The sequence below is a fragment of the Spirosoma endbachense genome, from assembly GCF_010233585.1.
Classification (GTDB): Bacteria; Bacteroidota; Bacteroidia; order Cytophagales; family Spirosomataceae; genus Spirosoma; species Spirosoma endbachense.
This window is the reverse complement of sequence record NZ_CP045997.1, coordinates 528,881-554,109: the sequence shown is the minus strand read 5'-3', so window position 1 is coordinate 554,109 and position 25,229 is coordinate 528,881. Positions and strand designations below refer to the sequence as shown.

Annotated in this window: 20 protein-coding genes; 6 read left to right on the top strand and 14 right to left on the bottom strand. The window is 50.1% G+C overall.

Annotated features, from left to right (window positions below; translation table 11 throughout):
• Positions 1-276 precede the first annotated feature (276 nt).
• From GJR95_RS02145 to GJR95_RS02135, 3 genes are all read right to left on the bottom strand, one after another.
• The gene (locus GJR95_RS02145; protein WP_162384315.1) at positions 277-621 is read right to left on the bottom strand and encodes a carboxymuconolactone decarboxylase family protein; all 345 of its coding nucleotides are present in this window, start codon (positions 619-621) and stop codon (positions 277-279) included.
• 129 nt (positions 622-750) lie between these two features.
• Positions 751-1,263: a helix-turn-helix transcriptional regulator gene (locus GJR95_RS02140; protein ID WP_232541056.1), complete on the bottom strand. Its 513-nt coding sequence runs from the start codon at positions 1,261-1,263 to the stop codon at positions 751-753.
• A gap of 143 nt (positions 1,264-1,406) precedes the next feature.
• Complete coding sequence (locus tag GJR95_RS02135; RefSeq protein ID WP_162384313.1) at positions 1,407-2,222, bottom strand: 2,3,4,5-tetrahydropyridine-2,6-dicarboxylate N-succinyltransferase; 816 nt, start codon at positions 2,220-2,222, stop codon at positions 1,407-1,409.
• A 1,297-nt stretch (positions 2,223-3,519) separates the two neighbouring features.
• Here GJR95_RS02135 and gap point away from each other — a divergent pair.
• Positions 3,520-4,515, top strand: a complete 996-nt coding sequence (gap, locus tag GJR95_RS02130; RefSeq protein ID WP_162384312.1) for a type I glyceraldehyde-3-phosphate dehydrogenase — start codon at positions 3,520-3,522, stop codon at positions 4,513-4,515.
• A gap of 95 nt (positions 4,516-4,610) precedes the next feature.
• Here the strand turns inward: gap and trmB are convergent, their stop codons facing one another.
• Genes trmB through GJR95_RS02115 form a run of 3 tightly spaced genes read right to left on the bottom strand, consistent with a single transcriptional unit; the run spans position 4,611 to position 7,504 of the window.
• Positions 4,611-5,276, bottom strand: coding sequence for a tRNA (guanosine(46)-N7)-methyltransferase TrmB (gene trmB / locus GJR95_RS02125; protein WP_162384311.1), 666 nt, complete (start codon positions 5,274-5,276; stop codon positions 4,611-4,613).
• Positions 5,277-5,278: 2 nt separating this feature from the next.
• Entirely contained in the window at positions 5,279-6,565 is a 1,287-nt protein-coding gene (locus GJR95_RS02120) for a bifunctional folylpolyglutamate synthase/dihydrofolate synthase (RefSeq protein WP_162384310.1), read from the bottom strand.
• On the bottom strand, positions 6,566-7,504 hold the full coding sequence (locus GJR95_RS02115; protein ID WP_162384309.1) for an energy transducer TonB: 939 nt from the start codon (positions 7,502-7,504) through the stop codon (positions 6,566-6,568).
• Between the two features lie 173 nt (positions 7,505-7,677).
• Here GJR95_RS02115 and menD point away from each other — a divergent pair, with 173 nt between their 5' ends.
• Positions 7,678-9,432 carry a 2-succinyl-5-enolpyruvyl-6-hydroxy-3-cyclohexene-1-carboxylic-acid synthase gene (gene menD, locus GJR95_RS02110; RefSeq protein ID WP_162384308.1) on the top strand — a complete coding sequence of 585 codons (1,755 nt, stop codon included), beginning with the start codon at positions 7,678-7,680 and terminating at the stop codon, positions 9,430-9,432.
• A 185-nt stretch (positions 9,433-9,617) separates the two neighbouring features.
• Positions 9,618-10,091, top strand: coding sequence for a Dps family protein (locus GJR95_RS02105; protein ID WP_162384307.1), 474 nt, complete (start codon positions 9,618-9,620; stop codon positions 10,089-10,091).
• On the opposite strand, the gene GJR95_RS02100 is transcribed toward GJR95_RS02105, so the two are convergent.
• Both GJR95_RS02100 and GJR95_RS02095 read right to left on the bottom strand, forming a co-directional pair.
• On the bottom strand, positions 9,992-10,696 hold the full coding sequence (locus GJR95_RS02100) for a hypothetical protein (RefSeq protein ID WP_232541055.1): 705 nt from the start codon (positions 10,694-10,696) through the stop codon (positions 9,992-9,994). The genes GJR95_RS02105 and GJR95_RS02100 overlap by 100 nt on opposite strands.
• Before the next feature lie 174 nt (positions 10,697-10,870).
• Entirely contained in the window at positions 10,871-12,523 is a 1,653-nt protein-coding gene (locus GJR95_RS02095) for a carboxylesterase/lipase family protein (RefSeq protein ID WP_232541054.1), read from the bottom strand.
• A gap of 157 nt (positions 12,524-12,680) precedes the next feature.
• Here GJR95_RS02095 and GJR95_RS02090 point away from each other — a divergent pair, with 157 nt between their 5' ends.
• Positions 12,681-13,604 carry a LysR family transcriptional regulator gene (locus tag GJR95_RS02090; protein WP_162384305.1) on the top strand — a complete coding sequence of 308 codons (924 nt, stop codon included), beginning with the start codon at positions 12,681-12,683 and terminating at the stop codon, positions 13,602-13,604.
• Between the two features lie 34 nt (positions 13,605-13,638).
• On the opposite strand, the gene GJR95_RS02085 is transcribed toward GJR95_RS02090, so the two are convergent.
• A complete protein-coding gene (locus GJR95_RS02085; protein ID WP_162384304.1) occupies positions 13,639-14,541 on the bottom strand; it encodes a helix-turn-helix domain-containing protein in 903 nt (300 codons plus the stop codon).
• An 81-nt stretch (positions 14,542-14,622) separates the two neighbouring features.
• Positions 14,623-15,729: a tetratricopeptide repeat protein gene (locus GJR95_RS02080; RefSeq protein ID WP_162384303.1), complete on the bottom strand. Its 1,107-nt coding sequence runs from the start codon at positions 15,727-15,729 to the stop codon at positions 14,623-14,625.
• Between the two features lie 20 nt (positions 15,730-15,749).
• On the opposite strand from GJR95_RS02080, the gene GJR95_RS02075 reads away from it, so the two are divergent.
• Positions 15,750-15,998, top strand: a complete 249-nt coding sequence (locus GJR95_RS02075; protein ID WP_162384302.1) for a hypothetical protein — start codon at positions 15,750-15,752, stop codon at positions 15,996-15,998.
• Between the two features lie 58 nt (positions 15,999-16,056).
• Here the strand turns inward: GJR95_RS02075 and GJR95_RS02070 are convergent, their stop codons facing one another.
• From GJR95_RS02070 to GJR95_RS02055, 4 genes are all read right to left on the bottom strand, one after another.
• Entirely contained in the window at positions 16,057-17,268 is a 1,212-nt protein-coding gene (locus GJR95_RS02070) for an ATPase (RefSeq protein WP_162384301.1), read from the bottom strand.
• A 145-nt stretch (positions 17,269-17,413) separates the two neighbouring features.
• Entirely contained in the window at positions 17,414-18,901 is a 1,488-nt protein-coding gene (locus GJR95_RS02065; RefSeq protein WP_162384300.1) for a leucyl aminopeptidase family protein, read from the bottom strand.
• Positions 18,902-18,946: 45 nt separating this feature from the next.
• Positions 18,947-20,032 carry an alpha/beta hydrolase gene (locus GJR95_RS02060; RefSeq protein WP_162384299.1) on the bottom strand — a complete coding sequence of 362 codons (1,086 nt, stop codon included), beginning with the start codon at positions 20,030-20,032 and terminating at the stop codon, positions 18,947-18,949.
• A 107-nt stretch (positions 20,033-20,139) separates the two neighbouring features.
• Positions 20,140-22,017, bottom strand: coding sequence for a M61 family metallopeptidase (locus GJR95_RS02055; RefSeq protein ID WP_162384298.1), 1,878 nt, complete (start codon positions 22,015-22,017; stop codon positions 20,140-20,142).
• Between the two features lie 108 nt (positions 22,018-22,125).
• Here GJR95_RS02055 and GJR95_RS02050 point away from each other — a divergent pair, with 108 nt between their 5' ends.
• On the top strand, positions 22,126-25,200 hold the full coding sequence (locus tag GJR95_RS02050; RefSeq protein ID WP_162384297.1) for a tetratricopeptide repeat protein: 3,075 nt from the start codon (positions 22,126-22,128) through the stop codon (positions 25,198-25,200).
• Positions 25,201-25,229 lie beyond the last annotated feature (29 nt).

The following is a 25,229-nucleotide window of genomic DNA, read 5'->3' as shown; positions in this document are numbered from 1 at the left end:
CATAAGATGGATACGGACAAAGCCATGATAAAACAAAAAACGGTGTTGAACGAGAGCCCAGCGACGAATTAAAACCAGATTGGATGCTTCTGGCTCAGGGCAGCATTTGCTCTAAATAGACGTTCCCGGCTAACCGATCAAATGGGCGTAACAATAGGGATGACATTCGTTAGACGGTTACCGATCACCGATCATACACCGCTAATTAATTTAGCACATGAATGCGAACTCAACGTGTGGCCGACAGTTGAAACGAAAGTACACAAAGTAGAAAGCTTATGGGTTTACCTGGCTGGCTTCTTCGAAAAGACGCATCGCCATAAGGCCATTGCCCACCGCACCGCCTGCCCGTATCGCGGCCGCAATGAAAACGGTTTCAGCAATTTCTTCGCGAGTAGCACCTGCCTGAACCGCATTGGTGATGTGGGCTTCAATGCAATAGGCGCATTGAGTTGTCAGGGCAACCGCCACTGACATGAGTTCCCGATACTTGATGGGAATAACACCATCCGTTCGCTCGGCTGTATGTTTTAGGTTTAAGAAAGCGGCAGCCTCTTTATTAGCAGAATTGATGAGGGTATCGGTATAGGCACGGTCTTTAGGCGTCTGGTATTCGGTCATAGGATTTAGGATGAACGGGTTAAACAGGAACAGGATCAACGAGGAGTTGAGGGGTTGAAGAAATTCAACAATCAACAAAAAATAAAACGGTTCGGCCCAAACAAGAAAAGTTGTTGGGAGACCTAGAAATTATGAACCCGAAGGCGTGTATTCCCGAAACGAGCCGTCGGTATAGAAAATTAATATTCGTTCTACTTTCTTGTCTGTCGTAGCAGGAACTGGGGGGGAATCGCCACCATCTATGATTTGTGCGGGTGTTGGTATACTGGGAGGAATCTCGTTCCGCTGACTTCGAATGGTGATGGGGTGAGGTGTCGAATAAGGCGTACTTGTACTGAATCGTTCAGATCGATCCTGATTCGAGGGACGGGGTACACCCCTATCTGAATAGCCAGCGGGAACTGACTGATTCAGGTGGTTCTGATTATCTTCTTCCATAATCCACTCATACCCTAGCTCAGGGAAACGGCGGATTATTTTCTGAATAATATCGAAGCTGGGGCGATTACGACCCGAAAGAATATGAGAAATGCTGGAACGCTGTACACCAATTTCATCTGCAAAGTAAGACGGCGATAGATTCTTGTCAATTAGGATCTGTTTAATTTTGTCATTAATCGTCATGAGCTTTCGAAGAACCATAGTATATACAAATATAAAAGTAAATATAGAAATAAATAATTCAATTGTAAATTTACAAAGCCACAATTAACATAAGTAATTGTGGCTTTGTTGTCAATAGTTAATGTAAACAGTGTTTATTTATATTGTAAACTGAATAAATGTTAAACCGATACATTATTCTCGCGGAGCGCATCATTCAACGATGTTTTCAAATCTGTAGATTCTTTTCGCTGTCCAATGATGATAGCACAGGGAACATGATATTCGCCAGCCGGGAATTGTTTAGCATAACTTCCCGGTATAACCACCGAGTTAGCAGGAACGTATCCTTTGTATTCGACGGGTTTAGCACCCGTCACGTCAATTATTTTTGATGAACCCGTGATGGTAACGCCAGCTCCTAAGACAGCCCGTTTCCCAATGCGTGCACCTTCTACCACAATACAACGTGAGCCAACAAAAGCGCCATCCTCAATAATAACCGGAGCTGCCTGGGGTGGTTCCAGTACACCTCCTATACCGACTCCGCCACTGAGGTGAACATCTTTCCCGATCTGGGCGCAACTGCCAACCGTTGCCCAGGTGTCGACCATGGTTCGTTCATCGACATAAGCGCCAATATTAACATAGGATGGCATAAGGATTACGCCGGGTGCCTGATAGGATCCGTAGCGTGCTACCGCCGGTGGAACGACCCGTACTTTAGCGTCGGCGAAATTGCTTTTTAATGGGATCTTGTCATGAAATGAAAAAATACCAACCTCCTCGGTTTTCATCTGCTGACTGATAAAGTAGAGCAGTATGGCTTTTTTTACCCATTCGTTCACCGTCCAGTCAGCATTTTCATGAGCGGGCGGATTGGCTACGCGAAGGGCTCCCCTATCTAATTGATTTATTACGTCTTTAATCGTCTGGATTGATTTAGGATCTGATAAAAGATCTCTGTTTGCCCAGATAGCCTCGATTTCGGTATTCATTTAATTAAAGAAAAAGTTTATATCTAAGATAATAACTATCTGATAATCAATATTTTAATTTTTTACACAAAATTATATTTTGTATTTGATAAATATTATACTACCCCTTTTTTCTTTTGGTTCAAAGATAAGGATTCAACGCGTATAGTTTAAATATAGGCAATTATTTTTTCTAAAACGATGCAGAACCTAGCTTAAGCATTGTGCGATAACCTAGGCCGTCCTATATTAGTTGAGAGCATAAATGATGCCAGATGCATAGGAAGTTATTTAAGTGAAGATGGGTGTAGAGGACTAAGCGTAAAATGGACGGCACCTTGTAGAGGCTGGTACATGCATGAAAGATGATCTTGATCTCTTTGGCTTACCGATAGAAAGATTTATTGAAACAGCGAAACTCCTGTGTGCGCAGCAATAGAAAGTAGATCAAAGAAGAATAACGATCGCTTGTTTTAGTCTCGTCAGGTTGATAAAGAGAGTGATCAAATTTTAGCCAGGCATTTTCATAAAGGAACTATGTGGTCGAAAGTCCTCACTCGATCCTCACTTGGAGTTGATAAAAAAAGTATAGAGTAAGTGGGAGTACGACGAGCCTGGCATAAGCTGGCTATAACCAATAGTATTTTGGTCTAGAGTTGAGTATGAACAGAACAATAAACCAACCAACCAATAATAGGGTATATAGAATAGGCTAGATACATGTATAAGAAGTCAGGGATGTACTAAACAAGAATTATTTAAAAAATACCAGCAACACCAATTAAGAAGTTAGTATTGTTTGTATAATATCGAGTAACTGTTGTTTAAATGCTATTGGAAGTCCATAAACTCGATGAGATGGCAACAAACTAGTGTGAATATGCAGAAGTAGTCTGTATAATAAATGAAATGCTATAAACTTAAAAAAACCAGCTGCTAATTGCATGATTCTCTGTGAGTAGAATAGCCTGTAGAAGATTCTATCGACGAGAACTAAAGAATAATAAAGAGATAAATCGATATGAATAACAGAATGAATTTTTAAAATTTAGCAAATACTTCTCTCCTACCCTATTTAGTATTATCTATAGTCAATATTTTAGTAAATACTAATAAATATACTAATATAATTAGCATTTTTAGCTAAAATACTAACTGTTCATTAGTAATATTATTGATTTTAGCTAAAAATTTCCCTTCTAATACTAATTTTAGTGCTATTTTACTAACATAAGCTCTATATACTAAAATTACGTTTTTTTATAAGCATCCTATTTAATACGTATATTTGAGCCGAAAACAAACCTATTTTTAGTTCATGGAAAAAATACGCGTTGCCATCAATGGCTTCGGTCGAATCGGTCGTCTTTCGTTCAGACAATTACTTGCCAAGGAAAACATTGAGGTTGTTGCTATCAATGACCTGACAGATAACGAAACATTAGCACACCTGTTAAAATATGATTCCGTTCACGGTAGGTTTTCAGGAACTGTACAATCCGATAAAGATAGTATTACCGTCAATGGAACACGCATACATGCCTATGCAGAGCGTGATCCTAAAAATCTTCCCTGGAAAGAACTAAATATCGACGTCGTTCTTGAATCAACCGGGCGTTTTGTCGATGAAGCCGGGGCTGGTCAACACTTAACGGCAGGCGCTAAGAAAGTAGTTATTTCAGCACCTGCTAAAGGGAATATTCCTACAGTCGTATTAGGCGTCAACGACGATACCCTGACCGGCGAAGAGACGATTGTTTCAAACGCTTCCTGTACGACCAATTGCCTGGCACCAATGGCAAAAGTTCTGGATGATGTTTTTGGTATCGAAAAAGGGTACATGACAACCATCCACGCTTACACGGCTGACCAGAACCTTCAGGACGCTCCTCACTCCGATCTGCGCCGGGCACGGGCAGCGGCCTTATCGATCGTTCCAACCTCTACGGGTGCCGCCAAAGCGGTGGGTCTGGTTTTGCCCCAATTAAAAGGAAAATTAGATGGCAATGCCCTACGGGTGCCAACTCCGGATGGTTCGCTCACCGATCTAACGGTCATTCTGAAGCGTGACGTCACTGTAGAAGAAATCAATAACGCAATCAAAGCAGCATCAGAAACCACGCTGAAAGGCTATCTGGAATACAATGTGGATGAAATCGTTTCGATTGACATCGTAGGTAATCCACATTCCTGCATCTTCGATTCAAAACTGACCGCCACCAACGGTAATCTGGCCAAAGTTGTTGGCTGGTACGACAATGAATTTGGTTACTCGAGCCGTGTGGCTGACTTAATTACAAAATTATTTAAGTAGCGTACAAATGTTAATTCAATTGAAGGCGATTTACAAAATTAAGTTGAAGGTTCGTTGATTAACAATATTAAATCTAATTTACAAATGGGTGTGATTTACAAGATCACACCCATTTTGCATTGTAAATAGTTAATTGTAAATCCTTTATCAAAGAACACTTGTTCGTATTTGGTCTTTATGCCTAAGTGTATTTTGTTCAATGGTGACTGGTATAAGTCAGTTGTCAATTGTAAATCGGAGCAGCCAAATTGTTTAACCTGCTCAACACTGTAGGCGAATAAATCAGGGCTATCTGTTTTTAAATGCATAGTCCCACCCCTGACAAGAAGCTGTTTGTAAATCGCTAAAAAACGAGGATGAGTCAGTCGATGCTTATCCTGCTTCGGCCGGGGCTGGGGGTCCGGAAAGGTGATCCAGATTTCGTTGACCTCCCCTTCCTCGAAAAATTCCTGCAGGTAATTTATATCCGTTCGCAGAAAAGCTACGTTCGTCAAACCAAGCGTCTGTGCTATTTTGGCCCCTCTGGCAATGCGATCCCCTTTTATATCGACGCCGATAAAATTGGTATCCGGGAACGCCTGGGCTAACCCAATTGTATACTCCCCTTTCCCACAGGCCAACTCAAGTACAATTGGTTTGTCATTTGTAAAATAGTCCAGTCGCCAGCGCCCTTTGATCGTTTTATAGAGGGGTTTACCAACTTCAATAACGTTTGCGCTTTCTGCATTTTGCAGAAAGAAATGATGTTTACGACGAGTCACTGTTATAAGTCAATTAATTCAGCAATGTGGTAATTACTACCCGTAATGAGGATCAGGTCGTCGGGTGTTGCCTGTTGTAAAGCGGCTGCCAGCGCACTGTTTACATCCGGGTAACTTTTACCCATGCGACCCAGCGAAGCCGCTTCGGCCTGAAGCGTAACCGCTGGTAAGGACCGGGGTGTATCCGCCTGACAAAAGTAATAGATGGCCGATTCGGGCAGACTAAGCAGCACAGCGGTGCGGTCTTTATCGGCAACCAGCCCGATGACAAGCCGCAACGATGCAAACGGAATGGATTGTATCGTTGTAAACAAAGCATCCAGACCGGGTTTATTATGGGCCGTATCGACAATAACTCGTGGCTGTTGGTGAAGAATTTGAAAACGACCTTTCAGACCGGTTAATGGCACAACCGCTTGCAAACCGGTTTGAATTGACTCCGTGGATACGGGTAGAATCGTTTGTAAGACATCAACTGTCGCCAGAACCGTCGCTACATTATGCAACTGATATCCGCCCGTTAAATCCAGCGAAAATGACTGAGTTTCTCTGTCGCCTGATTTGACCCGGATAGTCCTCACCCCGTCCGACAGGCCAGCATCGGCAACCGTATACAGCTGATCGGCAAAGACAATAGGTGCCTTTAGTTGATTAGCCATTTCGGTAAATACCGGCGTCGTTTCTGGCTGGGTCTCTCCAATGATCACCGGTATACCCGCTTTAGTAATACCGGCTTTTTCACGGGCAATCTTTGTGAGTGTATCCCCCAGAATATCGGTATGGTCAAGACCAATGTTGGTAATGACGGATGCTAAGGGTGTAATCACGTTCGTCGAATCCAGACGACCACCCAGCCCTACTTCAATGATGGCGACATCGGGTTGCTGACGGGCAAAATAAGCAAAGGCCATCGCCACCGTTACCTCAAAAAACGACGGCTCGATGGATTCGATCAATGACTGGTTGGTGGTCACAAACAAAGCCACATCGTCCTCAACAATGGGCTGTCCATTCAGCCGGATACGCTCGGTGAAGGATTTTAAATGGGGCGATGTATATAGGCCAACCCGGTAGCCAGCCGACTGGTAGATAGCAGCCAGCATGTGCGAGGTACTGCCTTTGCCATTCGTTCCGGCTACGTGAATACTCCTGAACTGCTGTTGCGGATTGCCCAGCGCTTCACAAAGCCGGAGAGTATTGTCCAGGCCGGGTTTGAATGCTTTGGGGCCAATCCGGTGAAAAACGGGGAGCCGACTGTATAAATAGTCGAGTGCTTCCTGGTACTGCATTTACTTGGACGTAATGATAAAGGTAATTGTACCGGTGGCTGTTGGTGGCGTGGCTCCCCCTTTCGGACGTAGCCGAAGCCGCTGAACGGCCTTTCGGTATACTTCTACGACAGATGGACTAACGGTAGTCTGCTGGGTTTGAACCCTGGTTATTTCGCCATCGCCATCGACCGTTATTTTAAAGATAATCTTGCCCGTCTCATCGGAATCATCATTGACACTTGGACGGCCCGCGAGCGACCAGCCCGACACATCGAATGCCACGCCGGTAGCGGCTCCGCCAGGGGTACCATACAGGCTTTTGGCATCAATCTTTCCGTTGGGGTTGCCTTTATCCCCAACACCACTTGCGTCATCGCCATTGTTATTCCCGCCGGTTCCGGAGGCTTTCCCAACCGTACCGTTCGAACCACCCCCACCCGATGATTTTTTGAACAGGGCATCGTTATTGACGGTCTCGACCTTTTTGGGCGGTGCCGGGGGGGCAGGCTTTTCAACGGGAGCCGCTTTTGAGGTTTCAACCCGTTTAGGCTCGGGTCGTTCGGGTGTAGTAACCGGGCTCGGTTCTTTACTCGCAATGAGTGGCTTTTCGGTTGCCGTTTTAGCCGGTTTGGCCTCCTCTACTTTGGGAACTGGCGTTGGTCGGCTCTTTTCCAGCCGGGGAGTCGTGTTCACCTTCGGGTTCGGCCTTTTTTCGGCCGCTTTTACATTCTCCGGATTGGGTGAGTCAGAGGCCTTATTATAGGTCTGAATGCGACCGCTCCCCCTGGAGTCGGTGCCGAAGTTGACCTCCACGAATTGAATCGGGGGTGGATTCGGGATCGTTTGTGACAGGTGAACGAGTAATAAGATAGCCACCAGGAGTACATTGATGATAACGGCACCCGCCAGTGACTTTACCCGAATTTCGCCCTCGTTGTCGAATGTGATACGGTTCATGAGGTAGGGATGATTTTCGTAGACTATAACGTTGACATTGACTGCTTCGTTTATCCAGATTACGGATCAGCCAGGGTCTTCTAAACAAAGTAACATAAAATCTGCGACAGATGGCCGGATGAGTCCCGATTCAATGGTTATGTTTGCAGCCCGAACGTTCAGATCTTACCCGTATGCCAGTACTTCAACCCATTGTTAACCTAGCCGAACTGCTCAGCCAGAAAGGAATTACGGACGTCGTGGTGTCGCCAGGTTCCCGGTCGGCACCGCTGACGCTGGCCGTTGCCCGGCATCCCCGGCTACGGGTCCGCGTGATGGCCGACGAGCGATCAGCGGGCTTTGTTGCCCTTGGAATGGCTCAGCAAAGTCGAAACCCGGTGGCGATCATCTGCACCTCGGGCAGTGCGGTCTACAACCTGGCTCCGGCTGTGGTGGAAGCTTATTTTCAACAGATTCCGCTCCTGATCCTGACGGCTGACCGGCCCCACGAATGGCTGCACCAGCAGGATGGGCAGACGATCGATCAGGTTAATCTCTTTGGGACGCACGTGAAGCGTAGTTATGACCTCCCCGCCGATTATAGCCATCCCGATGCCCGCTGGTATATTGAACGATCCCTCAATGAAGCCGTGAACCTGTGTCGACTGGCCCCATTAGGCCCCGTTCATATCAATGTACCGCTTCGGGAGCCGTTTTATCCAACGACCGATGAACCCTTCCCCTATGAACAGGTACGACTCATCGATACGCTGCGTGTCCAACCGGCACTGCCGCCCGAAGTCTGGCATGATTTACTCAACGAATGGGAGCGCAATGAACGAATCCTGCTGGCCGTAGGGCAGCTTCCGTATGATCCGGATTTGCTGACCTGCCTGCAAAAAATCAGCGAGGAGATGGGGGTACCCGTTGTTGGCGAGATTGTCAGTAACACGGCCCGCAATGGCCTGTTCATTACACATTCGGATACGTTCCTGTCGGGACTGGACGAGGCATTCGGTGTGTCGCTTCGACCGGATCTGCTCATCACCATGGGTCATTCGTTCCTGACCCGGAATCTGAAAACATTTTTCCGCCGGTTTCCGGCGCGTCGGCACTGGCACATTCAACCAACGGTGGATCGCATCAACGATTCGTTTCAAAGCCTGACAACGCTAATTCCCGCAGAACCTCGCCTTTTTTTACAGAAATTAATGGCAGACCTGGATTTCCAGCGTTTTTTGCAGGGCGATGAGGACGATGACTCGCATGAATTTCTGAACCATTGGCAAACCGCCGATCGACAGGCCGCCCGCCTTGTTTACCAAACAATTGCCGGTACGGATGCCCGACTCACGGACTGGTCGGCGGTACAGGCCGTGCTGGATCAGTTACCCGCCCAGTCGATCCTGCATCTGGCCAATAGTATGCCCGTACGCTACGCCAATCTCTGCGGAGTCGATCAGTCCTTGCAGATTCAGGTTTCGGCCAATCGGGGAGTCAGCGGTATCGACGGCTGCCTGAGTACGGCTGTCGGTGCCGCCCTGATGACGGACCGGATCGTTACGCTGCTTGTTGGCGATGTTGCCTTTTTTTATGATCGAAACGCCCTATGGTCCGCTCCTGTGCCGCCTAATCTGCGAATTGTGCTCCTCAACAACGATAGCGGACATATTTTCCGGATCATCGACGGACCCAGCCGACAACCGGAGCTGGAAACGTATTTTGAAACGCCCCACGGATACACGGCCCGAAATACCGCCGACGATGCCCGGATTTCGTATCAGGTCTGCGAAACTCAGGACGCATTGCGATCCCTCCTACCCGATTTCTTTGCGCCCAGTCCGCAGGCAAAACTGCTGGAGATATCAACGGATAAGCACACGAATCAGAATCAGTTTTTAGCCTATAAATCAGCAATTGGAGAACTGACATTAAAACTACAACGATAGTTATAGTTCATAGATGACACATTGTTAAAACCAGTTTTTTCAATGAGTCGATCGCGAATCTGGTTTCATGGATCATCGGAAAAACAGGTTGAATTGGGGCGATCAGTACGAATTAGCTAATAAATGCAGTAAGTTTATGGGCTAAATTGATTCACTACAAACACGCTAAAACAGTATCGTTGCCCATGAAAACAAACATTGGTATTTCTCCGGAAAATCGGGAAGTTGTTGCCCATCAGTTAGCCAAACTCCTCGCCGATGAGTTTGTCCTGTACACCAAAACCCTCAACGCCCACTGGAATCTGGAAGGGATGGACTTTCATTCGGTTCACCTCTACTTTGAAGAACTGTACCAGCAATCGGCTGAGATCGTCGATGATGTGGCCGAACGGATCCGGCAGTTAGGTCATTACGCACCCGCTACGTTAAAAAATTTCCTGCAACTGACCCATCTGACGGAGCAGGACGAGGATGGTAATGACAGCCGCAGCCTCATCAAAAAACTGTTGAACGACCACGAAAGTATCATTGAATTCATTCGGGGTAATATTGACGAATTTCAGGACGCCCACAAGGATGCCGGTACGGGTGATTTTGTGACGGGACTGCTGGAAAAGCACGAAAAAATAGCCTGGATGCTTCGGGCACACCTCAAGTAATACCAGCAACCGGTCCCGGCCAATCCGCAGACTGGCCGGGACCGTAAAACAGGCTTCAGTTCTGGAGCGATCTGAAGCTGTCCACATACCCATTCAAGATCGGTCTGGTGAAACCGATCCGGCACAAAAAAACGGGTCACCACACGGAAGTACCCCAATTGGAGGATGAATCCTACTCGGATCGTCGACAAAAACGCCCATTTATAGCAGGCCAAGCCATATAATCTATTCGTACCCCCCTTCATTCGCTGGACGATTTGCTTCCTGATAGCCTTCGTTAGAATAACGACACTGTCGGCCCGGCCAATGAACAGTTTATCATCGATCTCATTACGATTTCCCTTAGGAAGTGATGGCACTCTTGCCGCATTTAAGGCTTCCTTCTTGCCAATGTAGAGTCCTTCGGCATACCCCATCGATATTCCCGCCTGTCGCCCACCGCTGAAGAGTAGCGTTGGATAGGCATTCGTCAGAAAGCCCTGATCCAGCAGAATCGTCGCACGGGAGTTGGCTGGTATACTCACCTGGGTTTTAGCAGCCGGAAATCCCGCCGGAACCTGGACTCCTTCGACCTGGCGGGTAGACGCCAAACGTTGCCGTGTCATTTCCTTGGGAGGCAATGGGGAGGGTACCAGCATCCAGCCGGTAGAATTGACCGCTGCGTCTTTGGTCAGACCTGGGCCGATGACGCGCGCTTTGACCCAATTACTATCGTTATAATCAGTTTTATTCCAGCAGGATAAACGTTTACGTGGGACATCACACCTATAATGTCCCAACTATAATTTACCAATCGAACGCCACATGGCCAGCTCCTGGCTGAAGCGGTTGTCAATGATTTCGCACTGAGCATCAATCCGCATGGTAGGCCGGGTCTTGAGATTATAAGCTGGCCATTGGGGTACATCTTTAGCCGCTGGCTTACCGGTACGGGCAAACGTGGTCCATAATTCGGCAAAGTGATGTGAGGCTACAAACCGCTCAGGTCGATTGCCGCCAAAGAAGCTCTCTTTTGGCGCGGACCCATCTCTGGGCGGAATTTCATTATTGAATTTGAACGAAATATCCATGGCATGGGGCGTTCCCATCGGATAATCCGTACCAGGAATAGGTTTCTCGGACTTGTAGCCAAAATTGTAGAGATAAACCGGTGCTCCCCCTTCTTTAACCTTTTTTTCGGCAATGTCTACTGAGCCCAGACCCATCATGGCAATGGAGGAAATGGCAATATATAGTTGTGGGGCTGTGGCATTGGGTCTTGCTTTGCGATAGGCAGCGATCAGTTTAGGGGTATCCTCGCCGTATTGAGGTTCCAGCCGTTTCTGTAAACCGTCGAAATCCAGTTTAGCAAACTCCGTGTCTTTTCGCTCCCAGGCGAAAAAGGTGTACTCGTCCTCGTTCCAGCCAACCAGTAAGGGTTTGTTTTTAGATAGAGCGGGCGCTGTTGGATCGAACGGATGATGCGGCAGAACGACGCCATCGACCACGGGGCCAAAGCCTCCTGCTCTACGTAGCACAGCCCCCTTTGTATTTTTCCCCAGAAACGGTGCCACAGAAGGTAATTTACCCTGAATGGCCAGTAAATCAGCCGCCGGTACGTCCAGCAACTTTTTCCAGTCTTTGGGGTCTATGTTCAATTCTTTTAAAAGCAGGGCAGTCGTTTCGGCGGCTGTCTCCTTCGGTGTCATCCGAACACCGGGACCGCTTTCAATAGAAGCTTTGTTGAAATAAGGAGCCGCCGAAGGCATAGCATACAAACAGGACGTTTTGGCCCCGCCACCCGATTCGCCCCAGATCATCACGTTGGCAGGATCGCCCCCAAACTGGGCAATGTTGTCATGAACCCACTTTAGCCCATCCACGATATCCAGCATGCCCATGTTGCCCGATCCGGCATAGTCGGGTCCGCCGATGTCATCCAGATACAGAAAGCCTAATAAACCAAGCCGGTGGTTGGTTTCCACAACCACCACATCAAAGTTTCGAGCCAGATTAGACCCATCCTGCCCTCCGGAAGCGCCCGAACCGACCACGAAGCCCCCACCGTGACTGTAAAACAGGACAGGCCGCTTCTTGTGGTCATTGGCAGGTGTCCACACATTTAAGAAAAGACAGTCTTCCGATGGAGCAGGCTCATTGCGCCGGGGGTTCTGAATAGCCGGTGCACCAAACTCCAGAGCATCTCGAACCCCCGTCCATTTTTCTAAAGGAGCAGGCCGCCGAAATCGTCGATCACCCGAAATGCGGCCCCCGTAGGGTATGCCTTTAAACAGATTCACTCCTTCCTTACGCATACCCCGTATCCGGCCATGCGTAATCGCCACCTCGACAAACTCATCGGCTTTTGGAGCAGACGGAAAAGCAACCTGTGGCAATGAAATTGCAGCCGTGGCCAGCGATAATTGCGTTAAAAAATCCCGTCTTTGTATCATGTGTATAGGGCTCGTATATCAGTAGTTCATGCGTATCTGCTTACAAAAAGACAACGTAACGTTTTATTTATCCAATTATATTTTCTTAACTACTGATTAGAAAAACTAATCAATAGTATCTTCGCTCACCCCCGGACATATCATGTGGGATTGACTTATGGAATTACGCCAGTTAACCTATTTTGTGGGGGTTGCCCATGAATTGCATTTTGGCCGAGCCGCGAAGAAGCTATTCGTTACGCAATCTGCATTGAGTCAGCAGATTAAGCTGTTGGAAGTTGAACTGGGGGTCGAGCTATTCGTGGGTATCCAGCGGTCCAAATGGCATAAAGTGGAATTAACCGAAGCGGGCGCCCTTTTTCTGATCGATGCTGAGCGTATTCTGCAACTGAGTGAGAAAGCGATTCGCACGGTTCGACAGACGGTGGCCAATCAACAGGCTATTACACTGGGCGTTTTCAAATTTATTCTGCCCGAACGAATCATGGGGATGCTCGAACTTTTCTCAACCCACTTTCCCACCCTATCCATTAAACTCGTTGAGTTATCGAATACGACGGAGGTCCAGGAATGGGTCGCTGCTGAGCGGGTTGATCTGGGGATGACCGTTCTACCGTTAGTCTGCGACGGATTATCGGCGACTCCCTATGCTGAAGCCGATTATTCGATCCTGATGAACCGGAACCACCCGCTGGCTACTCAAAAAGGGGTCCTGCTGGAGCAGATACAACACGAAAAGTGGATTGACGTTGGACAGGTGGCCGGGGTATTTTTCATGCAGGCGGAGGAGATCTGTCGCCTGGCGAATATTAACCGGTCCAGCAACATCGTCCAGCAAGTGCCTTCCTTTGACTTGTTAAAAAGTATGGTTCGACTGGGGAAAGGGATTGCCTTTATTCCAGCCGCTCTGGATTTAAGTCAGGAACCTAGTCTGCTATCGATGCCTATTCTTAACGCCGATGGGACGCCTTTCAAACAGGTTGTTATTCAGCATATTCTGATTCACAAATCCGACCATCCAACACCATTAGTACAGTCGCTGGCAGGATTGATCAAGATGCCGGGAGCAGTTACGCCATAGTGAATAGCCTTAGCCAAGCAGGTGCTTGCAAAATTCAAACAATTCGAAATGCGGATGGGGTTAGCCGTGTATGTTTTTTAAAGAAATTGTTGAAATGCGACGGTTCTTCAAAACCCAGACTGTAACTGATTTCAGCAATGTTCCAGTTCGTATGCTTCAACAACGCCCCGGCCTCACTGACTAGCCGTTCGGAAATATGCTCGGTGGTTGTTTTGCCGGTGGTTGCCCGGATGGCCCGGTTCAGGTGATTGACGTGGACCGCCAGACGCTGCGCATAATCGGCAGCCGATCGGAGCATGAACCGTTGTGAGGGTGACTCGATCGGGAACTGCCGTTCGAGTAATTCGGTAAAAACGGCGGTGATCCGGGAGTTCGCGTCCGGGTGCTGATAGAGGGTTTCGGATGGCTCCAGTTTCAGGGCATAATGGATAAGCTCCATGACGTAATTTCGCAGCAAATCGTATTTGAATCGGTAATCCGAACTGATTTCACCCATCATCCGCTGAAAAATAGCACTGACGTGTTCATCCTGACGCTCGTCCAGAAGGTACGTTGGCTTCCCCCCGGTAACAAACATCGGCAGTTCATTCAGGCTGCCCCGAATCTTCTCGGTAAAAAAGGCTTCTTTGAAAATACAGAAATAGCCCGTTTTATCGTCGGACAGCGATTCCCAGGAATAAGGGACCTGTGGATTGAAGAACATCAGCGTCGTACCGGCAATCTCGATGCTTTTATCCGCGTAATGATAGACATTTCGGCCCCGGATCAGGGTTATTTTGTAAAAGTCACGACGGCTGTAAATGACCGGGGTACTGTGAGGGCCGATGCAATCTTCCAGGCGAAATACGTTAAAATGACCAATATCCTGCTGGAGCGTATCAGGTAACCAGTTCATTTTTCGCTGGTAGAAATCTTCAAGTGTTTCGATCGTTGACATACCCAAAGTTACAGGATTCAAATAAATTATCAACAAACCGACCGGAATCTAGGGCATCGGGTCTGTAGGCGGCCTCTGCTCCTATCGGCAACGCGCCGATCGTTCGGTACGCGCCTGCTCGTCACCCGCCGATTCGCCCCGTTGCCAGGCTTGGCAGGCTCCGGACTGATTACCGAGGGCCAATTCAGCCATTCCCAGGTAATAATACAATTGATCGACGGAGGCATCCAGTTTTTCGGCCTGCCTGAATTCGGTCAGAGCCTGCGACGACTGTTTCTGCTTCAGGTAATAGATGCCCAGCGTCCGGTGGGCCCAGGCGTTCGACGCATCGAGTCGAAGGGATTCCTGCACCAGCGGCAGCGCTTCGGCCGGTCGGTTCAGCATCAGCAGCAGATACGCCTTGTTATTGAGGTAATACGGTTGATTCGGTTTTGCCGTCAAGGCCCGGTTAACATACGCCAGCGCATCGGTAAATTTCCCCTCCCGCGCCAGGAGCAGGCTTTGGTTATTCAGCGCAGCATCCTGTTTCGGATTGAGTTGTAATGCCTTATCGATGTCCTGGCGGGCCTGCTCGTAGGCTTTCTGACTAAAATAGTACGCACCCCGATTGGTCAGTGCTTCGCTGTTTCGGGCATCGAGCTGGAGCGCCCGGTCGTAGGCTGCCTGGGCCTGTGAGGCCTTGTTGAGCCGAACGTAAGCATCTCCCAACCGGCTCTGGTAGTAGGTAGAGTCTTTGTACTCCTTTTCGATCCGTTGCAGATCAGCCAGGCTACCCGTCGCATCGCCGGTTTCGAGCAATACCTCCGCGCGATTTAAATACGCTGCGCCAAAATCGGGGTCGGCCTGAATGGCACGGGTATAATCAGCCAGGGCTCCTTCGCGGTCGTCATTCCGGAATCTGGCCAGTCCCCGGTTATTAAACGCATCCGCAAAATCCGGCTTTTTTTCCAGCGCTTCCGAGTAAAATCGAATGGCCTCCCGATATTCCCGTTTTTGCAGCTGTACATTCCCACGCAAAAAAAACTGAGCCGCTTCGTCGGTATCCTTTGTACAGGATGTTATTCCGCATGAATAACCGATACTCGCTACTAAAAAGATACCGAAGCGCAGGCAATCCTTTCTTATTTTTGTCAGCAGATCCCTACCGTCTGCCAATTCCCTGGTTAGTTTACAGTCTACCGTATTCATTCGTCATAAGTCGTTAACACATGCGCTTCGTTCAGGATATTCCGCATTCCCAGTTCCGCATTGGCCTCTACGCCTGGAACAGCAAATATATTGTCAAGATTGAAGCAGGCCCCTATGAACAGACCTATAAAATCAGCGAGATGGACCTGACCGAAACCGATGACGTTTCGACGATGCTCGACGACACGTTTTTAGCCACTGTCGCTCAGCGGTTTCTGCAGATGGATGCCGACTGGCAGGCCACCGGGGAGCGCAATGGCGTTTTGTAGGGTTCGGTTTGCGCAGGTGCAGGCATCAGCACTCCCCCCGGAAAACGGAAAGCGATCGTTAACTCGTCGGTTTATCGGGAACGGGGGCTGATGCGTGGAATTCGGCGTAAATCCGGTTCATGTAGTCGTCGAGCAATTCCTGGATTCGGGCGGGCTGCCCGGAGCGGACGATCAGGCCTACGTGGTATTCGCGGTTCATGCGCCACCAGATTTCGGGGTCCGTAAACCGCGACTGATCGGGCCACTGCTGCCGCGCCAGTGAAACAATCAAACCGGCATACTGCGGTTGATCGGCCGGAACCTCGTAGGTTTTTCCCCGCGCAACGGCATCTTCCAGAATCGCCCATTCCCGCCAGAGGTTAATGCCAGATGCCGCTTCGACCATCTCGGCAATGTGCGCTCCGCCTACTCGCGACGCCGTTTCCAGAAAATACAGTTCGCCGTCATGGTCGCCCAGGATGTACTCCGAATGCGACGCGCTATGCCGCATACCAAACGCATTCATAACCCGGATATTCAGGGCGTATAGCGGTTCGGTTTCGGGCGAATCGGGGGCGATGTTTATGGTTCGGAATACGCCCCCTCCGTGCGCAACCTCCATGGGGGTAGCCAGGTATTTACTGGCTCGGGTAAAGACGACCTGTCCGTCGTACGACAGCGAATCGACGTGATAGACCCGACCGGGCTTAAACTGTTCGATCAGGAACTCATGCCGCCGATCACCCAGCCTGTGAATCACCGACCAGGCTTCATCCAGCGAATGCACCTTCTGAATACCGGTAGCCGACGCTTCCGAACGGGGTTTGATGAGCCAGGGCGCTTCGGTCGATTGCAGGAAACGGGTAATCGTCTCATCGTGAAACAGGCCACTGAAGGCGGGGACCCGAATACCATCGGCGGCCGCCCGCATGCGCATCGCCAGTTTATCCCGAAAGAAGCGGGCGGTCGTCTGCCCCATTCCCGGAATCCGGAACGTTTCCCGAATGAGCGCTCCTTTCTCCACGTCGAAGTCATCCAGCGCCACAACCCGATCGATCGGACGGGAACGCATCGCATGCGCCAGTCCCGCAATCAGCTGATCCAGACTGTCGGAAGAGTTACTGGGTGATGGCAGGAAGAAAAACTCGTCGATTGCGTCGCGAGGCCAGTCTTTATCCGCTAATTTCTGATCGGTCAGCAGATAAACCGTATTGCCTAACGCTTTGCAGGTGCGCATGAACTCCTCTCCCTTGAAAAAGGTGGCAATGCACAAAAATGACAGCGAACCCATAGAGTATGCAGTTTGGATGCCAAAAAGATAAAGAAAAGCGGGCTGATTTTTGTCTACTCAGGTCTGTTTTCTATTCACTGATGGCCTCAACCGGCCTTAGTAGCTCCCAAGCCAGTCAATTAGTAATCGGCTCGACAAAAACCAGCTACTTGCGTTCTGCTAATTGGCGCAAATAATCGATCAACAGCCGGATGCCGAATCCAGTGGCATTTTTCTGTGAACCGAATTCGGTATCCGCGAAGGCCATTCCGGCAATATCGAGATGCGCCCAGGCGGGGTGCTTCTCGGAAAATACTTCCAGAAACTTGGCCGCACTAATGGACCCGGCAATGGGTTTACCGCTAAAGTTTTTCAGATCGGCCACGTCAGATTTAATGTCTTCTTTGTAGACATCCCAGATGGGCATCCGCCAGATACGCTCTCCCGTCTGATCGGCGGCCCTGGTGAGTTCAGCGGCCAATGCATCATTCGGGGTAAAGAGTCCAGCCGCGTGGTAACCAAGCGCGGCAATGACACTTCCCGTCAACGTAGCCAGGTCGATCAGTACGTCGGGCTTAAAATGGCGAACCATATACCCCAGACCATCGGCCAGGATCACCCGTCCTTCGGCATCGGTATCAATGATTTCAATGGTTTTGCCACTGTACGAGGTTATGACATCCCCCGGTTTGGTCGAGCGCCCATCGACGCTGTTTTCCGTCGACGGGACAATACCAATCACATGAACGGGCAGTTTCAATTTAGCCGCTACCTCAACCGTACCCAGCACAGCGGCTGCTCCCCCCATATCGCTCTTCATGAGGTGCATGCTGGCGGATGTCTTGATTGAAATACCGCCGGTATCGAACGTGACGCCCTTTCCGACCAGGCCCACTTTAGGCAGGGGCTGATCCGACGGTTGGTTCGTCATGTCGGGTTTATACTCCGCAATGATTAGTACGGGCGGAACCTCACTCCCCTGGCTCACGCTGAGTAAAGCCCCCAGACCCTGCCGTTCGAGTTCGGCTTTGTCGAGAATGGTTACGGCGTATCCATGTGTCAGACCCGATTGACTGGTCCAGTTGGCCAGTGTCTGCGGATTTTTATAATTGGCCGGCGCATTCATCAGGTCGAGCATTTCGCGCTGCGTCTGCGCTATGGCTTCGGCCTGCACCAGCGCCTGTCGTGCCAGCTCAAGGGAACGTTCGGCAAGGACGAGGGTAAGAACGCCATCGGCTGCGTAAAAGGCCGACGGATCGCTCTTTTCGGTTTGATAGAGCCGAAGATCGTAGCCGCCGGCACGAATGCCCAGTACGACCGCTTCGACAACCTCGCCGTCAAAAGCCGCTAACGCCACGCTAACCTGTTGTGGCAATCGATCTTTCTGCGTAAAAAACAGTTTTCGAAACGCTTTAAGCCAGTCGATCGATCCGGGATTCTCACCCAGGCCAAGCAAATAGATGCGTTGACCGCCGGGCTGATAAAGCGGCAAAAACTCCTGAAAATCAGCCTTAAAATCAGCCTGTAGGATCGACGTGGGCAATCCAAGTGCGTCCGCTATCGTACGGAGTGTTTCGGCTAACTCCTCGGTTTTACGGACCGGAATAATGTGCGCATCCGCCGAAACGGCCTGCGACTGTACGACAATCTGCATATCAAGTCAAGCGATAAATCCAGTTGCTATCCTTCTTTTTCTCCCTTAGGGAATCGTTCCGTAAAACAGCCATTCCACGGCTTTCGGAAACTCATGTCCCCAGTATGATTCACTATGCTGCCCTTTCGGATCAATAAGCAGTTGCGTTTCGATGCGGTTCCGGCCGGGCGAATGGTCCAGCGCGTCAATTAGCTGTTTCAGGCTTTGAACCATGAATTTCGACTCCTTTGCGCCACCAAAAGCGTATACTTTTGTCGGTTCCTCAACCCGGAACCGGGCAGCCTCTGACAAAACGTTTTTAGAAATCCAGAGCGATGGCGAAAAAACCAGCAGCCGTCCGAACGTTGCGGGATGCAATAGCCCACCATACAGGCTGATCAGTCCCCCGAGCGAACTGCCACCGATTCCGGTGTTGACAGCATCCGGCAGCGAACGAAATATCGAGTCGATGTACGGTTTCAACGTTCGCACCAGAAAGTCCAGATAGTTCCGACCGTCACCGGTTCCTGCCATTGTCATCTCAGGGGTAAACTCACGAACCCGGTTTACGCCCCCGTGATCGATGGCGACCACGATCAGCTCGTGGTGGTGTCGGGATGCCAGCACGGCCAGCCGACGGTCAATTTCCCAGCTACCATATTCCGACCCGGCCCCAATCAGATTCTGGCCGTCATTGAGATAAAGCACGGGGTACCGTTTGTCCGACTGATCGTAGTCATGGGGGACTAAAACACGAACCCGGCGCGTCGTTCCCAATTGCGGGATCGTAAAATCCGGAGCCAGCAGGCCAAGTTTCGGCAGAAAGTCCGGATTGAAGGAGCGACCAAACCACCGCCAGTGGGGCACATAATCGCGTCGGGTTCCGGTTTTTCGGCGGCTGATGCGATTCGGCGGAACATCGCCTGCCATATCCAGTTCGGCCTGATCCCAGCCACCCCGCGTGTATTTATACTCCAGCACCTCGGGCAAGGGTACTCCCGTCGGAAAATCGAGCGCATATCCACCCGATTCCATCGGCCACATCCGGAACGCGTCGATATCGGGATACCAATCACAGAAGTTTCCGGATAGATAAACCGGCCGGTCATCCTGAACGGGTGTCGTGAGTTCAAAGCGTAACGGTGGAGGCATTGATTCGTGTTCGATACGATGACAAAGGTAGGACAGGGTAAAGATTTATAGCTAAAAAAGGCCAGACACTTTGTCTGGCCTTTTTTAGCTGGTTCAGCAATTCAGCGCTACTTTATAAACAACCATTTGTTATACAGCGCTTTCTGAGCAGGTGTTTGACTGGCCAGTGGCTGGAGTCGGTAGCTGGCCAACGGATTCTGGGTCAGCGTGATGCTTAATTCCCGAAGAATGCCCGACCGGTTGACGAGCACCTTGAGCACATCACCCACGCGCCGACCACTGACAAACCGCAACAGATCATCACCAACCCGAAGGCCATCCACGGAAATGATCTCATCGCCTACATTCAGCCCGTCGGTATACGCGGCTGATCCACGCCGAACGCTGGTTACGGTTGCTTTTCCATTGGCCGGGCTCGTTGCTGCGCCCAGGAACCCATCCTGCGTTTTGCTGGCGACATTCGCTAATTGAAGACCAACCGGTTCAAAATAGGCGTTGTAGTTGATGGGCTCGGCGCTATTTACCGCAATGGTAAAGAAATCATCGAGTTTACGGCCTGCCACCTGCTCGGCGGCCTTTCGAAACTCCTCGTCCGTAAAGCCACGCTTCTGTTTCTTGTAGTATTCCGTATAGAGATACCGCATCAGATCATCCATGCTCCGCTCGCCATTCGTGCCCGCCAGAATCGAGAGGTTCAACAGTGTTCCCAATACGCTCCCTTTACTGTAGTACGAGATGGTGGTATTGGCCGAATTTTCGTTCGGGCGATACCCTTTTATCCAGGCATCCCAGCTTGATTCAGCCGCCGACTGCACGCGAACCCCCGGTTGATTCTCGATGGTTCCGATGTCGTTGGACACAATGGTCAGGTAAGCCTCCGGTGTGTGAAACCCGGCCCGGCGCAGGATGTTGTCCTCGTAGAAGGACGTGCAACCCTCCGACAACCAGAGCATGTGCGTGTAGTTCTCATTCTCGTAATCGAACGGCCCTAGTGCCACCGGACGGATGCGCTTTACGTTCCAGAGATGAAAATATTCGTGGGCAACCAGTGTCAGAAAGTTTTTATAATTCGTTTCGGTCGAATAGGCCGTCCGATAGGTTTCGAGCGTGGTCGAGTTCAGGTGCTCCAATCCTCCGCCACCCTGCGGAATATGGTGAACGATGAACGTATACTGTTTGCAGGGATGCTCCCCAACGACCGAAGCGGCCGCTTCGCAAACCCGCTTGTAATCGGCCGCCAGCCGTTGTTCATCGAAATACACATCCCCGAACATGGCTACCGTATGCGGCACATTTGAGGCCGTAAACCCAAACGTACGCTGGTTTCCGATCTCAATGGGCGAATCGACCAGCAGGTCAAAATCCGGTGCTTCGTAGGTAAAGCCGGCATATCGGGCCGTCGGACTCGAAACGGGCTCCAGGGCCGTGGTAACGACTTTCCAGTCTTTATAGGGCTGAACAATGACGCGATGCGGCAGGTTTTTCAACGCATCGTGGTACATAAACATACTGGCGGGGGTTACGTACCCATGATCGATATCGATGAAACTCGTCCGAACGGTCAGCTCATTGGCATAAACCCGATAGCGGATCGTGAGGTTATCCTCCGTCGAATAGACACGCCAGGCATTCTTGCGAATTTTTTCGCTCGGTACGATTTTATCCGTTCCGGTGCTGGTGGCCGTAAAAGCCTCTACATTTTTAGCATATTCCCGAATCAGATACGACCCTGGTGTCCAGACGGGCATTTTAATGTCGACATAGCCGTTTTTCTTCGCGTTGGTGGCAGTTGCACTATTTTTCAACTGCAACTCCACCTCAAAATAGTGCGTCTGCGGTTCCGGCATGGACAGCACATAGGTGATGGATGGCGACGCAGTGGGTGGGTTTTCGTCATCAACGAATCGGGGGGCGGCCGTTGACGGAAAAACAACAAAAAATGTCCAGACAGTAAGTAAATACAGGAGCCGGGCGTTTTTTTTCATACGGAAACAGGAATACCTTCGTTTTTTGTCCAGATTTGACGTGATATTTGCCAATTTATCGGCGAAGCTACGACGCATTCCAAGCATTCACAACCGTTCATTTCGTTTATGCCCTATTCAATCACCCAACTGGGTCAATGCCAAACGCTCCGATTTTTACCGGACTGGCTGTCGTTTTCCCTGATTCTTGGGTTGCTTACCGTGCTGTCGGCCCAGGCCCAGCGAACCCAGAGTTACTCCGAACCCGACTATCACTACCGAAATGGTCTGGAACTGTTCGAGAAAAACAATTATGCCGCTGCCCGCTACGAATTCCGGCAATACCTGGAACCCCGACGCGGTAATGGCACCCGAACGCTGCTCAACACCAGCGATCAGAACGCAGTGGAGGCCGAATATTACATCGCCCTGACCAGTCTGTATATCGACGAGCCCGGTGCGGAGGTATTGGTGGACCGGTTTGTCAAAAACCACAGCGAGCACCCCAAAGCCGGCCAGTTGTATGGCGATCTGGGCTCGTACTACTATACGCGCCAGGATTATGCCAAAGCGATTACATTTCTGGAAAAGGCCGTTGAACAGGGCGGGGCCAATACGGCCTATAAATATCAGCTGGCCCTCTCCTACTACAATACGCAGGATTTGCAGCGGGCGTTGCCCCTGCTCAACGCGGTTAAACTGGATCCCAGTTCGACCGATGCGCCAGCCGCATCCTACTATGCCGGTGTCATTAATTTCCGGAATAAAAATTTCAACGAAGCTGTTGCCGACTTTCGGCGGGTCGAATCGAACCCGATCTACAAGGATCAGGTTCCGAACTGGATTGCCCATGCGCTCTATCGCCAGCGCCGATACGACGACCTGCTCGCTTATACCGAACCCCTGCTCCGGCGAAATAACGGCGCCGGGCTGAGTGAAGTGGCCCTGTTTACCGCTGAGGTGTATTACCAGCAAAACCAGTTTGCCAAAGCGATTCCGTACTATAAACAGTACATCAGTGCTGCCGGCGCTAAAACACCAGGGGCCGTGAAGTTCCGCTATGGCCAGTCGCTCTTTCGCACGGGTGCCTACAACGACGCGATCACGCAGCTGAAATCGCTGGCGGGTGGTAAAGATACTACAGCACAATATGCGGCTTATACGCTCGGGGTTAGCTATCTGCAGACGCAGAATCCAACTTTTTCGCTAAACGCGTTCGATCAGGCGGGTCGGCTCTCGTTTAACCGCGAAATCCAGGAAGAGGCCCGGTTCAATCACGCGAAACTGCAACTGGATCAGAACAATGGGGCCGATGCGGTGAAAGAACTTACGGCTTTTCTGAAACAGTATCCCGATAGTAAATTCGAGAATGAAGCCAATGAGCTGGTCGGTGAAGCCTACTTTGCCTCCAATAATTATCCCGCGGCCATTGCCTACATTGAGGGATTAAAACGGAAGACGCCCAAGATCAATGCTACTTACCAGCGGCTGACCTATAGCCAGGGTGTCAGTGATTTTAACGCGGAACGATACCCGCAGGCCGTTGCCAATCTCGATAAATCGTTGAAGTTTCCGATCGACAACGAGCTTCAGCAGGCCGCTCAGTTCTGGAAAGCAGAAGCCTACTCCGCCGGAAAGCAATACGATACGGCGATTCCGCTCTACGCCAGCATCTCGAAAAATGCGGGCGACTATGGGAGCCGAAGTTTATACGGACTCGGCTATGCGTATTACAACAAAAAAGATTATACCCGCGCCCAGACCTATTTCCGCGATTTTGTGAGCCGGGGCAGTAGTTCCGGAGATTCACGGTCCGACCTATCGGCGCAGGTGCAGGACGCTACGATTCGGCTGGCGGATTCGTATTTCGCCACCAAACAGTACGAAAATGCCATGCGTTTTTACGATCAGGCCATTGCCCAGAACGCACCGGACAAAGATTACGCATCCTACCAGAAGGCTGTCATTCTGAGTTATGTTGGTCGGGATGCGGAAGCAAAGGCGCAGTTCGACCAGGTGCAGCGGCAGTACCCGAACTCACGCTTTGTCGACGAATCGTTGTTTCAAACGGCGAATGTCGATTTCGAGAAAGGAGCCTATCAGGTGGCCATCCGCGGCTTTTCGAAGCTGATCGACAGCAAACCAAATAGCAAGCTCGTTCCGGCAGCCCTGCTCAAACGGGCGATTGCCTATGGAAACATTCAGCAGTACGATCCCGCTGTTGCCGATTACAAACGCATTCTGACTGATTTTGGCGAATCGGATCAGGCGCAAAGTGCCCTGCTCGGTATCCAGAATACCCTGAACGACGCCGGTCGACCCGAAGAGTTTTCGCAGGTTCTGGGGCAGTATAAAAAGTCGAATCCGGCCAGCACGGATGTGGAGCGGGTGCAGTTTGAGAATGCGAAAGACATTTACTCGAACCAGAAATATCAGCAGGCTATTCAATCGCTGCTGACCTTCATGCAGGAGTATCCGGCCAGTCCGAATACCAACGAAGCCCGCTACTACCTGGCCGAATCCTATCGCCAGACCGATGATATTGCCAATGCGCTACGGTATTATAACCTGGTTATTGCGGATAATAAATCGGAGTTTCTGGTACGATCGGCCACACGAGCTGCTGAGCTGGAAAGCAAACAGAAAAACTACCCACGTGCCATCCGGAATTATCAGGTCATCTTAACCAGAGCAGGCAGTAAAGCGGAGCAGGTTGCCGCCCAGCTGGGAATGATGGATACCTACTTTGCCATGCCGAAACCCGATTCAGCCGCGGCCATTGCCCGCGAGGTTTTGGCCGCCGGAAATGTAGTTGCCGGGGCACAGAACCGGGCGCAGTTAATGCTGGGTAAGGTAGCATTCGGGAAAGGCGACTATAAAACGGCTCAGGCTGATTTCGATAAGACCATTGCCCTGGCGAAAGACGTAAATGGAGCGGAAGCCCAGTACTATCTCGGTGATATTCTCTATCGGCAGAAAAAATACAAAGAGTCGGTCGCTACGCTCTTAAAATTCAACGAGCAATTCAGCGAATTTGAGTATTGGAAAGGGAAAGCCTTCATGCTGGTATCCGACAATAATGTCGCCCAGGACGAAATAGCCCAGGCCAAAGCCGTTTTGAACTCAATCATCGAAAATTCATCCGACGAAACCATTATCGCCGAAGCCAAACAAAAGCTGGCGAGCCTGGAGAACAAAAATTAATGAAGAGTGACGAATGACGCATCAGGAAC